Raw genomic sequence first — 13604 nt, forward strand, 5'->3', positions numbered from 1 at the left:
GACCTTCCGCGGGTAGTCTGGCTTGCGTGGCAGAGATTGCGCGTCCGACACATCCCCTGACCACCGACGAGGCCTGGGCTTTCACAGCCGAGCGGGCCTCCTCCACCACCTTCTTCTTTGATTTCGACGGTGTGCTGTCGCCGGTGACCGACGACCCCGACGCCTCCCAGCCGGTTCCGGCCGTCCTCGGCGTGCTGGATCGGCTGGCGTCGGTGGTCGCTCGTGTGGCGATCGTCTCAGCCCGACCAGTCAGTTTCCTGCGGTCGCGCTTCGAGACTCTGGAAGGCGTCGACCTCTACGGGCTCTACGGCCTCGAGGTGTGGCACGACGGTCAGGTGGTGACCGAGCCGGCCGCGCTGGAGTTCGTGCCCACCATGAGCGAGCTCGCCGAGCAGGCACGCACCGAGCTGCCCGCCGAGACCCTGGTGGAATACAAGCGGCTCTCCGTCGCCCTGCACTACCGGACCGCGCCCGACCTGGCCGGGACCGTCGAGCGCTGGGGTCACGAGCAGGCCGAGCGCCTGGGCCTGCGGATTCAGAACGGCCGCATGGTCGTCGAGCTCAAACCCCCGGTCGACCAGGACAAGGGCATGGTCATCACCGAGGGCGTGCGCAACGCGGGCTGCGCGTGGTACTTCGGCGACGACATGTCCGACATCAAGGCCTTCGACGCGCTGCGCGCCCGGGAGGCCGTCGACCCGCGCTTCTTCGGCATGGCGGTGGCCGTGGCCAACCCGGAGACCGGCGCCGAGGTGTCCAGCGCCGCCGACCTCACGCTGGAGTCACCGGACGCCGTGGCAGCTTTCCTGACCGAAGGCCTGCGCCGCTTCTGACCCATCCCGATCTCGGCGATGCACCCGCCACTCGGGCCTCGCCCCCGCGCCGCTGTGCCCCGCCCTGCCCGCCCCGCTGTGTCCCGCGCCGTTCTGCCCGCCCCGCTGTGTCCCGCGCCGTTCTGCCCGCCCCGCTGTGTCCCGCGCCGTTCTGCCCGCCCCGCTGTGTCCCGCGCCGTTCTGCCCGCGCCGCTGTGCCCGCGCCGCTGTGCCCGCGCCGCTGTACCCGCCCTGCCCCGCTCTGCCCGCCCCGCTGTGTCCCGCGCCGCTGTGTCCGCGCCGCTCGCCCCGCCCCGCTGTCCCGCGCCGCCCCGCGCCGTTCTGCGCGCGCCGCCCTGCCCCGCCCCGCCCCGCCCCGCCCCGCCCCGCCCCGCCCCGCCCCGCCCCGCCCCGCCCCGCCTGGATCTTGTGAACTTCCCCGCAGACGTGTTCGCACAACTCCACAAGATCGAACAAACCCTGCCGATCTTGCGGAGTTACGCACAAACGGTTCGCCGAACTCCACAAGATCGGCGGGGCTCCGCGTTCACGACGCCGGAACTATGGAGCACATGTTCACCACATCGAACCGTGAAGCACCGCGCTCACCACATCGAACCGTGAAGCACGTCGGCCGAAACTTGGAGACCGGCGGGGCATAGAACACCCACGACTCTCCAAGATCCAGCACCGTCCACCTGCCGTGGTGACAGAGCATCACCACAAAGCCCCCACACCACCCGAAACCGACATGCCACGGGTGGCCCACCCGCGAACTCGTGCACTCGTGGTCGATCGGCCGGCCAAACCGCACAAGATCTCCGAGCGGCACCTCGCATCGAGAATCCGCTACACAGCCCCCGCCCCGCTACCGCCCCGCTACCGCCTACAAATGGCGAAACCCGAGTGCCGCACAGAACCATCAAGATCGCGACGAAGAAGCGGGAAGCGCCCTCACGCCCCGTAACGGCGCTGCCTGCTGCCGTACGACCGGAGGGCCCGCAGGAAGTCGATCCGCCGGAAATCTGGCCAGTTCGCGTCGTGGAAGTAGAACTCCGAGTGCGCGGACTGCCAGAGCAGGAACCCGGAGAGCCGCTGCTCGCCGCTGGTCCGGATGACCAGGTCCGGGTCGGGCTGGCCGCGGGTGTACAGGTGCTCGGCAATGTGCTCCACGTCGAGGATCTCGGCGAGCTCCTCGATGGTGCCGCCGGTCGCCGCGTGTTCGTAGAGAAGCGAGCGCACCGCGTCGGTGATCTCGCGCCGGCCGCCGTAACCGACCGCCATGTTGACCTCGACACCGTCACCGCGGTTCTGGGTCTTCTCCTGTGCGGCCTTGAGCGTCGCCGCGGTCGCCGACGGCAGCACATCGAGCGCGCCCACCATCCGCAGCCGCCACGGGTTGCCTTCCTCGGCCAGCTCGGTCGCGAGGTCCTCGATGATCCTCACGAGCGGGTCCAGCTCGGCGGACGGGCGTTGAAGGTTGTCGGTTGCCAGCAGGTAGAGCGTGACGTGCTCTATGCCGGCCTGATCGCACCAGGTCAGCAGCTCCTTGATGCGGGACGCGCCGACTCGGTGGCCGTCGTTGGGGTCGACGAAACCCATCTCGCGGGCCCAGCGCCGGTTGCCGTCGCACATGACGCCGACGTGCCGGGGCACGGGCTTGCCGACGAGCTTTCCGGCAAGCCGCCGCTCGTAAAAGGAATAGACCAGGGAACGCAGACTCATCACCGCAAAGGGTAGCCACACCCGCCGAGGGCTCAAGCGGCGACGGCCCGCCACTGCACCATCTGCCATCCGATGCGCCCGATCGTGCGAGCGTCCAGCAGCCCGTCCGCGAGTCCCAGCTCCACCATCCGGTTGAACGTGCGGGCGTCCGAGGCGGCCGCGCTGACCGCGGCGTCGGCGACATGCGGCCATCCGGTCAGCCCGGCCGCGAGCGCCGAATGCCGCAGGTGACGCCCGAGCCGCCGCCGCAGCGCGTCCCGGTAACGCCGCGCCACGTCCTTCGGGCCGCGTGCCGCTTCGGCGCCGGCCAGCGCGCCGGAGAGCACCGCGTAGAAGATCCCCTCCCCGGTCAGCGGGTTGATCAGCGACAGCGCGTCGCCGGCGAGCAGCACGCTCCCGCGACCCGCCGCCGGGCGGCGGGTGGACAACGGCAGGTGGTGCCCGCTCACCCTTTCCGGTTCGCTGCCGGGCAGCAGTTCGTCGAGCCGCTTGCGCAGGTACGCCCGAGACACCCCCCGCCCCCGCAACAGTTCCCCGTAACCCACGTTCGCCGTCCCGTCCCCGATCGGGAACCGCCAGGCGTACGCCGGCCAGCGCTGCCGGGTCGTCACGATGACCTGCTCGCCGGTGTCCGCCGCAGGTGCGTAGCCCCGGATCGCGATCGCCAGATGCCCGGCCGGGTTCGCGCCGTGCCCGAGCGCGCGGCGCACCACCGATCCGGCCCCGTCGGCCCCGATCAGCACCCGTGCCCGGTACGTCTCGTCGATCACGATCGGGTCGTCCTCGCGTACCCGATGGGCCTTGTGCAAGCGCAGGTCCGCGCCCTGCGCGACCGCCGCACGGACCAGGCGTTCGTCGAAGATCTCACGCGGCACGGTGTGCGCCGGGCGCGGCAGCGTCCGGGCCACCGCCGCGCCGCCGGGAGCGACCAGCCGCAGCCGTTCGACGGACCGGAACCCGGCGGCGGCGTCCGGCACGCCCAGCTCGGTGAGCACGTCGAGGGCCTCGGCGGCGATGCCGTCACCGCACGTTTTGTCCCTGGGGAAGGCGGCCCGGTCCAGCAGCAGCACGCTGGCGCCGGACCGCAGCGCGGCCAGGGCGGCGGCGGAACCGGCCGGACCGGCGCCGACCACGGCCACGTCATAGACGTCCATCAGCACAGCCTGCCGACTCCCCGGCTCGGGGGCCACTGTTCACCCGCAAGGCCCGTGCTGGTCATCCACTGCTCGTACCCCGGAGCATGACCCTCACGATCCCGGACCTGCGGGTGATCGCGCCGGCCGGGACCCGGCGGTGGCCGCCGCTGTACCCGTCGGTCTTCCCGGCACTGATCATGCTGGCGATCGGGTCGACAGCGCTGCGGCGGCCGGCGCTCGGCTGGGACGAGCACGCCACCTGGTCGGTCGCGACCCGCACGCCCGCCGAGATCGTCCGGATGGCCGGCGAGATCGACGGGGTGATCGCGCCCTATTACCTGTTCATGCATTACTGGATCGAGATCTTCGGCGACAGGACGGCGGTGATGCGGCTGCCGTCGCTGCTGGCCGTCGCGGTCGCGGTGGGCATCGCCGGCGAGTGGGGTCGCGTCCTGTTCGGCCCGGTCACCGGCCTGACCGGCGCCCTGATCCTGGTCACCGTCCCGCAGCTGTCCCGTTACGCCACCGAGGCGCGGGTTTACGGGATCGCGCTGCTCGCCGGGGTGCTCACGATGTGGCTCTTCCACCGCGCCACGGCGCGGCCCGCCTGGCGGCGATGGCTGGGCTACGGACTTTCGGTGACCATTCTTGGGTACGCCCACCTGCTCGGCCTGCTGATCCTGATGGCCCACCTGACGATTCTCGGCAGCCGCCGGCGTGGCGGCGATCGGCGGCTGTGGCGCGGGCCGCTGGTGATGGCCGGCGCCGTGGCGCTGACCGCTCCGCTGATCCGGCTCGGCCTGGCCCAGCGCGGCGCCCAGCTGGACTGGATCCCGCCGGTGAACGCGCACGACGTGCTGACCGCGCCCGGCGCCGTCTTCGGCGCGACCGTGACCGCGCCGGCCGGGCTGCTCTACGGCGCCCAGCTGGCCGGCCTCTTCCTGATCGGGCTGGCCTTCACCGCGCGGTTGCCGGGACCGTGGTCCGCCCAGCGGCCGATCGTCGAGCTGGCCGTCCTCGCGGTGCTGCCGCCGGCGCTGCTGCTGGGCGCGTCGTTGGCCGGCGCCTCGATCTGGGTGCCGCGGTACGTCCTCGTCGTCATCGTCCCGGTGGCCCTGCTCGCTGCCCTGGCCCTGCGCGAGTTCCGGCTGCGGCAGATCGCGGCGCTGCTCCTGCTGGTTGCGCTCACCCTGGAGACACACCAGGCGGTACGCCGGCCGGCGAGCCGCGACGGGATGAACTTCCGTACCGTCGCCTCGGTCGTCTCGGCCGGGCTGCGGCCGGGCGACGGAGTGGTCTACGGCCGGGTCGGCACGTGGTCGCTGCGGGCCGGGCTCGACTACGAGCTGCGCGACCGTCCCCGGCCGGCGGACGTGCTGCTGGTGCGGCCGGCCGCGCGGGCCGGCGCGCTGGACGCCGACGAGTGCGCGACGCTGACGTGCTTCGACACAGCCCGGGTCTGGTATGTCGGGGCGCGGCGCGGCGAGGATCCGATGTCCGATGCTGCGGGTCCGCTGGGGGCGAAGCTGGACCGGGATTACCGGCGGACCGAGGTCTGGCTTCAGCCGCTCGGAGTGGTTGCCCTGTTCGAGCGGCGCTGAACGTGTTCTCGGCGCGGGGCCGCGCCCGCCCCCGGAGGTCCGGAAGCGGGCGCGGACTGGCTCACGCGTCGGCGAGGCGGGCGCGCAGCGCGTCCAGCTCGGCCCAGAGCACGGCCGGCAGCTTGTCACCGAACTTGTTGAACCACTCGGTGACCTGCGGGATCTCGGCCAGCCACTCCTGCGGGTCGACCCGGAGCACCGCTTCCAGAGCGGCCGGGTCGATGTCCAGGCCGGTCAGGTCGAGCGACTCCGGCGTCGGCACGTGGCCGATCGGGGTCTCGACCGCGTCGGCCTTGCCGTCGAGGCGGTCGACGACCCACTTGAGCACCCGGCTGTTCTCGCCGAAGCCCGGCCAGAGGAACCCGCCGTCCTCGTCACGCCGGAACCAGTTGACGTAGAAGACCTTGGGCAGCTTGTCGGCGTCGCCCGAGGCGCCCTTCGCCATGTCGATCCAGTGCTGGAAGTAGTCGCCGGCGTGGTAACCGATGAACGGCAGCATCGCCATCGGGTCGCGGCGCACCACACCGACCTGGCCGACCGCGGCCGCGGTGGTCTCGCTGGAGAGCGTGGCCCCGAGGTACACCCCGTGGACCCAGTCCCGGGCCTCGCTGACCAGCGGGATGGTGGTCTTGCGGCGGCCGCCGAACAGGATCGCGTCGATCGGCACACCACGCGGGTCGTAGTACTCGTCGGCGAGGATCGGGCACTGTTCGATCGGCGTACAGAAGCGGCTGTTGGGGTGGCTGGAGACCGCTTCCGAATCCGGCGTCCAGTCCTTGCCCTTCCAGTCGGTCAGGTGCGCGGGCGGCTCGCCCATGCCCTCCCACCAGATGTCGCCGTCGTCGGTGAGCGCCACGTTGGTGAAGACCGAGTTGCCCTTGGCGAGCGTGCGCATCGCGTTCGGGTTGGTGTGGAAGTCGGTGCCGGGCGCGACGCCGAACAGCCCGAACTCGGGGTTGGTGGCCCAGAGCCGGCCGTCCTCGCCGAAACGCATCCAGGCGATGTCGTCGCCGACCGTCTCGACCTTCCAGCCGGGCAGGGTCGGCTCCAGCATGGCGAGGTTGGTCTTGCCGCAGGCCGACGGGAACGCGCCGGCGACGTACCGGACCTGGCCCTCAGGCGAGGTCAGCTTCATGATCAGCATGTGCTCGGCGAGCCAGCCCTCGTCGCGGGCGGCCACGCTGGCGATCCGCAGCGAGTAGCACTTCTTGCCGAGCAGCGAGTTGCCGCCGTACCCCGAGCCGAACGACCAGATCTCCCGGGTCTCCGGGAAGTGCGAGATGTACTTGGTCTCGTTGCACGGCCAGGCGGCGTCCTCCTGGCCCGGCGCCAGCGGCGCGCCGATCGAGTGCAGCGCCGGCACGAAGTCCGCGTCGTCACCCATCGCCTCCAGGACCCCGGCCCCCATCCGGGTCATGATGCGCATGCTGGCCACGACGTATGGGCTGTCCGTGAGCTCGACACCGAACATCGGCTGCTCCGCGTCGAGCGGGCCCATGCAGAACGGGACCACGTACAGCGTGCGGCCGCGCATGGAACCCCGGTACAGCTCGGTCATGAGCTGCTTCATCTCGGCCGGGGCCATCCAGTTGTTCGTCGGGCCGGCGTCGGCCTCGTCGACCGAGCAGATGTACGTACGCTCCTCGACACGCGCCACATCGGACGGGTCGGTACGCGCCCAGAACGAGTTCGGTTTCTTCTCCGGATCGAGCCGGACCAGTGAGCCGGCCTCGACGAGCGCGTCGGTGAGGCTGGTCCACTCGGCCTCCGAGCCGTCGCACCAGACGATCCGGTCAGGCGTGGTCAAGGCTGCGACCTCGTCGACCCACGCCAGCAGGCGGGGATGCGAGGTAGGGGGCAGAGACAAGATGAAGCTCCTTCGGTCGGCACTGACCAATGACGAATCAGCCGGAAAATCCGGCGCTGTCATGGGAGTCACATCAGCGTAAGCCCGACTGTGCATGGAGTTCATCGGTAGAACTTGTGGACAACCGCACAATCTATGGTTGCGATGCTCGTAGACGATCGATTCTTCGCCGCTTAGCGCACCTGCGCGCAGCCGAGTCCGTTACGAAGCCGAGGCTCACCGTCCCGCCTGACAACTTTCACAAAAAGGACTTAACGACCTAGACTTTCACCTAATGGGGCTTTCCTCGCGGTTCCTGCCACAGGAGGCGGAATGACGACCCCGGACAACGTCGCGGACTCGGACACCGATCTGCTGAGCGCCGTCCGGGCTGGCGACACCGCCGCGTTCGGCACGCTCTACGAGCGGCATCGTGCGGCAGTGCGGCAGTTCGCGTTCGGCCTGGTTCGCGATCCTGCCGACGTCGACGACCTGGTCGCCGAGACGTTCGCCAAGGTGTTCGCGACGCTGCGCGCCGGACGGGGACCGCTCGTGGCGTTCCGGGCGTACCTGAACACCACGATGCGGCACGTCTGTTACCACCGGGCCAAGCAGGACCGGCGGCTGGAGTTCACCGACGACCTCACCCCGTACGACGAGGGTGAGCCGTACACCGACCCGGCCCTGGACCGGCTGGAGCGCAAGTACGCCGCTGCCGCGTTCCGCCAGCTGCCCCCGCGCTGGCGCGACGTGCTCTGGCAGACCGAGGTGGAAGGAACCACGCCGGCCGAGCTGGCGCCGCTGATGGGCCTCACGCCGAACGCCGTGGCGGTCCTTGCCCACCGGGCACGCGAGGGCCTGCGCAGTCTCTATCTGCAACAGCACGTGACCGTTGCTGATCACCCGGAGTGCCGGTGGGCCGGCGAACGGCTGGGCGGGCAGGTACGCGGCCGGCTCGCCGCCCGCGACGCCCACCGGATGCGCGCCCACCTCTCCTGGTGCGGCGACTGCCGGGTCCGGCTCGCCGAGATCCGCGAAGTGGACGGATTTCGGCACACACCGTTACGGCCACGTCACCATGCCGGGAGCCACGGTTAAGACTCGGTCGCGAGCGGTAAAGACTCGGCAGCGCGGACAGCGACACGTGACCCCCACCGGTACCCTCGGAGCCGTGCCCCCGAACCCAGCGCAGCCATCCAGCCTGCGTACACGGCTGCGGGCCCTCGTTCACGAGGTGGGCAAGTTCGGCACGGTCGGTGGCATCGCGTTCGCCATCGACTTGATGATCTTCAACGTGCTGCTCCGCGCCGGCGCCGAGACGCTGACCGCCAAGACGGTCTCCACGACCATCGCGACGACGTTCGCGTTCCTCGGCAACCGGTTCTGGACCTGGCGCGGCGGCCGGCACACCAACATGGCCCGGCAGTACACGACATTCTTCGTGCTGAACGCGATCGGCCTCGGCATCGCCCTGGCATGCCTCGCCATCAGCCATTACGGTCTCGGCCAGATCTGGCCCGCACTGCGGAGCCCAGTGGCCGACAACATAGCGGGACAGTTCGTGGGAACCGCTATGGGTACCATGTTCCGCTTCTGGTCATATCGCCGCTTCGTCTTCCGGGCCACCGACGCCCCGGTCGAGGACAACGAGGCGAAACCGGCCGGATCCCCGCCGAACCGGAGCGTGACGCCATCGTCGTCGTCCGCGCTGTGACACATCGGCGTCATTGCCCCTGTTCCCGTAAGGTTGCCCAATGCCCTCAGCCAGCACGCTGACGGAACGCCTGCGCCGTCTCGCCCCGGAAGCCATCGCCTTCGGCATCATCGGGGCCGGCAACACGCTGCTCTACATCGCGATCACGTACGCCCTGCTCGACATCGGCGCCGTCAAGGCCAGCATCGTCGGCACGGTCGTCACCACGACGCTGGCGTACGTGGCGAACCGGTACTGGACGTACCGGCATCACACCCGCACGGCGCTGCGCCGGGAGTACAGCCTCTTCTTCGGGTTCAACCTGATCGGCATGGTGATCCAGTCGGGCACCATCGCGATCGGCAAGTACGGCTTCGGTCTCACCGAGGAGCACGACGAGCTGCTCTTCATGATGACCACCCTGATCGGCATCGGCATCGGCACGATCTTCCGCTTCTGGGCGTACCGCACGTTCGTCTTCCTGAAGCCGCCGGTCGACGGGCACGAGGCCGCGATCACCGAGCTGGACGCCACGGCCGGTCTCGCCGAGCTGAGCGCCGCCGACGAGCCGGGCAGTGTGGCAAGCCTCGACCTGCAGGCGGAGCTCGACGCCCGCTAGGTGTTCCGCCCCGAGAGGTTAGGAAAGGTCAGCGCCGGAACAGGCCGCGACGCGGCGCCGGCGCTGTTTCTTCTTCCGGTTCGGCCTCTTCGTCCTCGTCGTCCGGCGCCGGGCTGTGCTCGATCAGCTCGTACAGCGTGTTCTGCACTCGCTGGGCGTGCGGCAGCCCGGCCAGCACGGCGCTCTGGTCGCCGATCGAGTCGACAGTGAGCGTGCCGCTGCCGAGCATCCGGTCCAGCACCGACTGGGCCAGAGCGTGGTCGTTGACCCGGTTCAGCGGGAGGTCGCGCCGCTCCCGGACGAGCACACCGTGCTGGAGCAGGATCCGCTCGTCGGTCAGCACGTAGTGGGTGAAACGCCAGATCACCAGCGGGCGGACGGCGTACCGCACCGAGTACCAGAGCAGGATCGCGGTGACCAGCCACAGGCCGATCCGGCCGCCCTCGGTGCCCGGCAGCATCACCCAGGCCAGGATCTCGCCGGTCACCGACAGCAGCAGGACCGCGATCGGCAGCACCGCCACTTTCCAGTGCGGAGCCAGGTGGAGGACAACCTCCTCCTGCTCCGTGAGCACATCCTCCGGGAACGCCACGCGGTCAGCGTACGTGCAGCACGTCACCCGCTGAGACACGATGTTCGGCGCCGTCCACCGTACGGATCACCAGCTGGCCGTCCCGGTCCACCGTGGTCGCCTCGCCGGTCAGCTCGCCACCGCTGGGCAGCAGCACCCGGACCTGGCGGCCGATCGTGGCGCAGCCCCGCCGGTACTCCCCGGTCAGCCCGCACATCTCGGCGTCGCCGCCGGCGTCCCGCCAGCCCTCGTACCACCTGGCGAAACTGCGCAGCAGGGCACGCAGCAGCGGGTCCCGGTCGAAGGTCTCGGCGCCGGCCACCCGCAGCGAGGTGGCCGGCACACCGTTCGTGGGCGGCAGCTCGTCCTCGCGGGTGCTGACGTTGAGGCCGATTCCGATCACGATGGCGTCGCCCGCGACCTCGGCCAGGATCCCGGCGCACTTGCGGTCGCCGACGAGCAGGTCGTTCGGCCATTTCAGCGCGGCCTCGACACCGGCCACCCGGGTCACCGCCTCCCGCAGGGCAACCCCGGCGAGCAACGGCAGCCATCCGTACGCGCTGGGCGGCGCCGCCGGCCAGTCCCGCTCGGCGATCGGCGCCGACGGTCGCAACAGGACACTCAGGGTGAGGCCGGCCCGGGGTGGTGAACTCCACAGCCGGTCCCGGCGGCCCCGGCCGGCCGACTGGCTCTCGGCGATCACGACCAGGCCCTCGGGCTCGTCGTGGCGGGCCGCCTCGGCGGCGTCGGCGTTCGTCGAACCGGTCTCGGCACGCACGTCGATCCGGGACCAGAAGCCGCCCGGCACCACCACGGCGCGGGTCAGCGCCCGTCCGGACAGCGGCGGCCGGTCAAGATCGGCGTACGACGAAGAACTCATCCCGGAAGCCTATGCCGCACGCCGAAATCGGCTCAGGGGTGCGGGCCCGCCGCGTGCCGGCTCACATAACCGGAGGCCTGCGCGGTCGGGCGAGGGCGAGGACGCGGTCGCTCGCGGCGGCCGCGGCCCTCCTGCTGGAAGTCACGGTCACGCCAGGAGCGACGCTCGTCGTAATCCCGGAAGGCGCGCAGCTCGTCGGGACGCTTCTCGTCCCGGTCACGCCACGAGCGAGGCTGCCGTACGCGCAGGTCCTCGGACTCCGGCGGCCACGTCCTCGGCACGGACCTCGGCACGAAGGCGGTCGGTTCGGCGGCCTCCACCGGGCTCAGATCAAAACCGGTCGCCGGCTCGTACGCGGGCGCCTGCGGCAGCCGTTCCACCGGCACCGGCCAGCCGTAACCGCGGGCCGACGGCTCCGGGTCGGCGTACAGCTCGTCCGGGACGGGGGTCCAGTACTCGCCGGACGGCGGGCTGTCGTCCAGGTCCTGGTAGTCGGGCCGGACCCAGCCCTTGACCCGGTCGCCGTACCCCAGATCGGTTCGGTCGACGGCGGATCGGGCTTCGGGGACGCGGCTTTGGGCGTACCCAAGAGGGTTGAAAGCGCCCGCGAAGCAGGCGTCCTCAAACGGCTCCGGCAGCTCCACAAAAACCTGCGGCTCCTCCATGAAGGCCTGCGGCTCCTCCGCGAAGACCTGGGGCTGCTCCACGAAGACCTGGGGCTGCTCCACGAAGATCGGGCCCGGCTTGGTGGGCAGCGGCGCCGGCTCCAGGAGCATCGGAGCGGCGGGCAGAGCCAGGAGCACCGGCTCGGGTTCGATCGGCGGGGCCTCAGGCAGCGCGATCGCCGGACGGTTCTGCGCCTTCGCGCGACGGCCTCGGGGATCGGGGCCGTTCCGGTTCGCGCGACGGGCACCGCCACCGAAGATCACCGACCAGAAACTGATCAATGTGGCGAGGCCGCCTGCGATGAGCGCTAGTCCTGCCGCTGTCATCCAGTTCGTCACGGGGGGAGTAACGAATGGGGAGCGAATGGGGCATTGGGTACCAAACTCTCCCGTAACGACGGCCTCTCGCCTGAACGCCCGCTTGGTTACGATCAACCCCGAGTGCACCGTCGCACCGTCACATCGGAGCGGGAGATCACCGTGACTACGCAGCCCGACATACACACCACCGCGGGAAAGCTCGCCGACCACGCTCGCCGCACAGACGAGGCCGTGCACGCGGGATCCGAGCGGGCAATCGAGAAGCAGCATGCCCGCGGCAAGAAGACCGCCCGCGAGCGCATCGAGTTGCTGCTCGACAAGGACTCGTTCGTCGAGCTCGACGAACTGGCGCGGCACCGCTCCACCGCCTTCGGCCTGGAGAAGAACCGTCCGTACGGCGATGGCGTGGTCACCGGCCACGGCACCATCGACGGCCGGCAGGTCTGCGTCTTCTCCCAGGACTTCACGATCTTCGGCGGGTCGCTCGGCGAGGTCTTCGGCGAGAAGATCGTCAAAGTGCTCGACCTGGCCATGAAGATCGGCTGCCCGATCATCGGGATCAACGACTCCGGCGGCGCACGGATCCAGGAGGGCGTCGTCGCGCTCGGCCTCTACGCCGACATCTTCTTCCGCAACGTCCGGGCCAGCGGCGTCATCCCGCAGATCTCGCTGATCATGGGCCCGTGCGCGGGTGGCGCTGTCTACTCCCCCGCGATCACCGACTTCACCGTGATGGTCGACCAGACCTCGCACATGTTCATCACCGGTCCGGACGTCATCAAGACGGTCACCGGTGAGGAGGTGGGCATGGAGGAACTCGGCGGAGCGCGTACCCACAACACGCGCAGCGGCAACGCGCACTACCTCGCCAGCGACGAGGAGGACGCGATCGACTACGTCCGGGCGCTGCTCTCCTACCTGCCGTCGAACAACCTCGACGAGCCGGTCTCGTTCTCGTCCGAGGCTGACCTCGGTGCTCTCGATGCGGACCGCGCTCTCGACACACTCATCCCGGACTCACCGAACCAGCCGTACGACATCAAGAAGGTCGTCGAGACCGTCGTCGACGAATTCCTCGAGGTCCAGCCGCTCTACGCGCAGAACATCGTGGTCGGGTTCGGCCGGGTCGAAGGGCGGCCGGTCGGGGTCGTCGCCAACCAGCCGATCAGCCTGGCCGGCACGCTCGACATCGCCGCCTCCGAGAAAGCGGCCCGGTTCGTGCGTACCTGCGACGCGTTCAACATCCCGGTGCTGACGTTCGTCGACGTGCCCGGCTTCCTGCCCGGCACCGGACAGGAGTGGGACGGCATCATCCGGCGCGGCGCCAAGCTGATTTACGCGTACGCCGAGGCCACGGTTCCGAAGGTCACCGTGATCACGCGGAAGGCGTACGGCGGCGCTTACGACGTGATGGGCTCCAAGCACCTCGGTGCCGACGTCAACTTCGCCTGGCCGACCGCGCAGATCGCGGTGATGGGTGCACAGGGCGCGGTCAACATCCTTTACCGGGGCGACCTGGCTTCAGCGGAGGATCCGGTCGCGCGGCGGTCGGAGCTGATCCAGGAGTACGAGGACACGCTGGCGAATCCGTACATCGCGGCCGAGCGGGGTTATGTCGACGCGGTCATCCAGCCGTCGCAGACCCGGGCCCAGGTGACCCGGGCGCTGCGGATGCTGCGGACCAAGCGGGAGACCTTGCCGCCCAAGAAGCACGGCAACATTCCGCTGTAGCTTT

At 70.1% G+C, this 13604-nt stretch carries 12 protein-coding genes; 6 read left to right on the forward strand and 6 right to left on the reverse strand.

Annotated features, from left to right (window positions below):
• The first annotated feature begins 26 nt into the window (after window positions 1-26).
• Window positions 27-833, forward strand: a complete 807-nt coding sequence (otsB, locus tag ACQP2E_RS35190) for a trehalose-phosphatase (protein ID WP_433827277.1) — start codon at window positions 27-29, stop codon at window positions 831-833.
• A gap of 933 nt (window positions 834-1766) precedes the next feature.
• Here the strand turns inward: otsB and ACQP2E_RS35195 are convergent.
• Entirely contained in the window at window positions 1767-2537 is a 771-nt protein-coding gene (locus ACQP2E_RS35195; protein ID WP_433827278.1) for an isoprenyl transferase, read from the reverse strand.
• A gap of 32 nt (window positions 2538-2569) precedes the next feature.
• Window positions 2570-3691 (reverse strand): geranylgeranyl reductase family protein, encoded by a 1122-nt coding sequence (locus ACQP2E_RS35200; protein ID WP_433827279.1) that lies wholly within the window; start codon window positions 3689-3691, stop codon window positions 2570-2572.
• Window positions 3692-3777: 86 nt separating this feature from the next.
• Between ACQP2E_RS35200 and ACQP2E_RS35205 the strand changes: the two genes are divergently transcribed.
• On the forward strand, window positions 3778-5274 hold the full coding sequence (locus tag ACQP2E_RS35205; protein ID WP_433827280.1) for a glycosyltransferase family 39 protein: 1497 nt from the start codon (window positions 3778-3780) through the stop codon (window positions 5272-5274).
• Window positions 5275-5335: 61 nt separating this feature from the next.
• Here ACQP2E_RS35205 and ACQP2E_RS35210 read toward each other — a convergent pair whose 3' ends face one another.
• Window positions 5336-7204: a phosphoenolpyruvate carboxykinase (GTP) gene (locus ACQP2E_RS35210; protein ID WP_433827281.1), complete on the reverse strand. Its 1869-nt coding sequence runs from the start codon at window positions 7202-7204 to the stop codon at window positions 5336-5338.
• 249 nt (window positions 7205-7453) lie between these two features.
• Between ACQP2E_RS35210 and ACQP2E_RS35215 the strand changes: the two genes are divergently transcribed.
• The 3 genes from ACQP2E_RS35215 to ACQP2E_RS35225 are packed head-to-tail and all read left to right on the forward strand — an operon-like array spanning window position 7454 to window position 9432.
• Window positions 7454-8218 (forward strand): sigma-70 family RNA polymerase sigma factor, encoded by a 765-nt coding sequence (locus ACQP2E_RS35215; RefSeq protein WP_433827282.1) that lies wholly within the window; start codon window positions 7454-7456, stop codon window positions 8216-8218.
• 46 nt (window positions 8219-8264) lie between these two features.
• Window positions 8265-8834 (forward strand): GtrA family protein, encoded by a 570-nt coding sequence (locus ACQP2E_RS35220; RefSeq protein WP_375790634.1) that lies wholly within the window; start codon window positions 8265-8267, stop codon window positions 8832-8834.
• 40 nt (window positions 8835-8874) lie between these two features.
• Window positions 8875-9432, forward strand: a complete 558-nt coding sequence (locus ACQP2E_RS35225) for a GtrA family protein (RefSeq protein WP_433827283.1) — start codon at window positions 8875-8877, stop codon at window positions 9430-9432.
• A 28-nt stretch (window positions 9433-9460) separates the two neighbouring features.
• Here the strand turns inward: ACQP2E_RS35225 and ACQP2E_RS35230 are convergent, their stop codons facing one another.
• Genes ACQP2E_RS35230 through ACQP2E_RS35240 form a run of 3 tightly spaced genes read right to left on the reverse strand, consistent with a single transcriptional unit; the run spans window position 9461 to window position 11887 of the window.
• Window positions 9461-10024 (reverse strand): PH domain-containing protein, encoded by a 564-nt coding sequence (locus tag ACQP2E_RS35230; RefSeq protein WP_433827284.1) that lies wholly within the window; start codon window positions 10022-10024, stop codon window positions 9461-9463.
• 4 nt (window positions 10025-10028) lie between these two features.
• Window positions 10029-10883: a biotin--[acetyl-CoA-carboxylase] ligase gene (locus ACQP2E_RS35235; RefSeq protein WP_433827285.1), complete on the reverse strand. Its 855-nt coding sequence runs from the start codon at window positions 10881-10883 to the stop codon at window positions 10029-10031.
• A gap of 32 nt (window positions 10884-10915) precedes the next feature.
• A complete protein-coding gene (locus tag ACQP2E_RS35240; RefSeq protein ID WP_433827286.1) occupies window positions 10916-11887 on the reverse strand; it encodes a hypothetical protein in 972 nt (323 codons plus the stop codon).
• 141 nt (window positions 11888-12028) lie between these two features.
• On the opposite strand from ACQP2E_RS35240, the gene ACQP2E_RS35245 reads away from it, so the two are divergent.
• A complete protein-coding gene (locus tag ACQP2E_RS35245) occupies window positions 12029-13600 on the forward strand; it encodes an acyl-CoA carboxylase subunit beta (protein ID WP_433827287.1) in 1572 nt (523 codons plus the stop codon).
• Window positions 13601-13604 lie beyond the last annotated feature (4 nt).

The organism is Actinoplanes sp. CA-015351, from assembly GCF_050955685.1.
Classification (GTDB): domain Bacteria; phylum Actinomycetota; class Actinomycetes; order Mycobacteriales; family Micromonosporaceae; genus Actinoplanes.

Bases quoted from the DNA above. Each gene is read 5' to 3' on its own strand.
- ACQP2E_RS35235 (WP_433827285.1), bottom strand. From the start codon at position 10,883: ATGAGTTCTTCGTCGTACGCCGATCTTGACCGGCCGCCGCTGTCCGGA.
- ACQP2E_RS35225 (WP_433827283.1), top strand. From the start codon at position 8,875: ATGCCCTCAGCCAGCACGCTGACGGAACGCCTGCGCCGTCTCGCCCCG.
- ACQP2E_RS35205 (WP_433827280.1), top strand. From the start codon at position 3,778: ATGACCCTCACGATCCCGGACCTGCGGGTGATCGCGCCGGCCGGGACC.
- ACQP2E_RS35210 (WP_433827281.1), bottom strand. From the start codon at position 7,204: ATGACAGCGCCGGATTTTCCGGCTGATTCGTCATTGGTCAGTGCCGAC.
- ACQP2E_RS35200 (WP_433827279.1), bottom strand. From the start codon at position 3,691: ATGGACGTCTATGACGTGGCCGTGGTCGGCGCCGGTCCGGCCGGTTCC.
- ACQP2E_RS35195 (WP_433827278.1), bottom strand. From the start codon at position 2,537: ATGAGTCTGCGTTCCCTGGTCTATTCCTTTTACGAGCGGCGGCTTGCC.
- ACQP2E_RS35215 (WP_433827282.1), top strand. From the start codon at position 7,454: ATGACGACCCCGGACAACGTCGCGGACTCGGACACCGATCTGCTGAGC.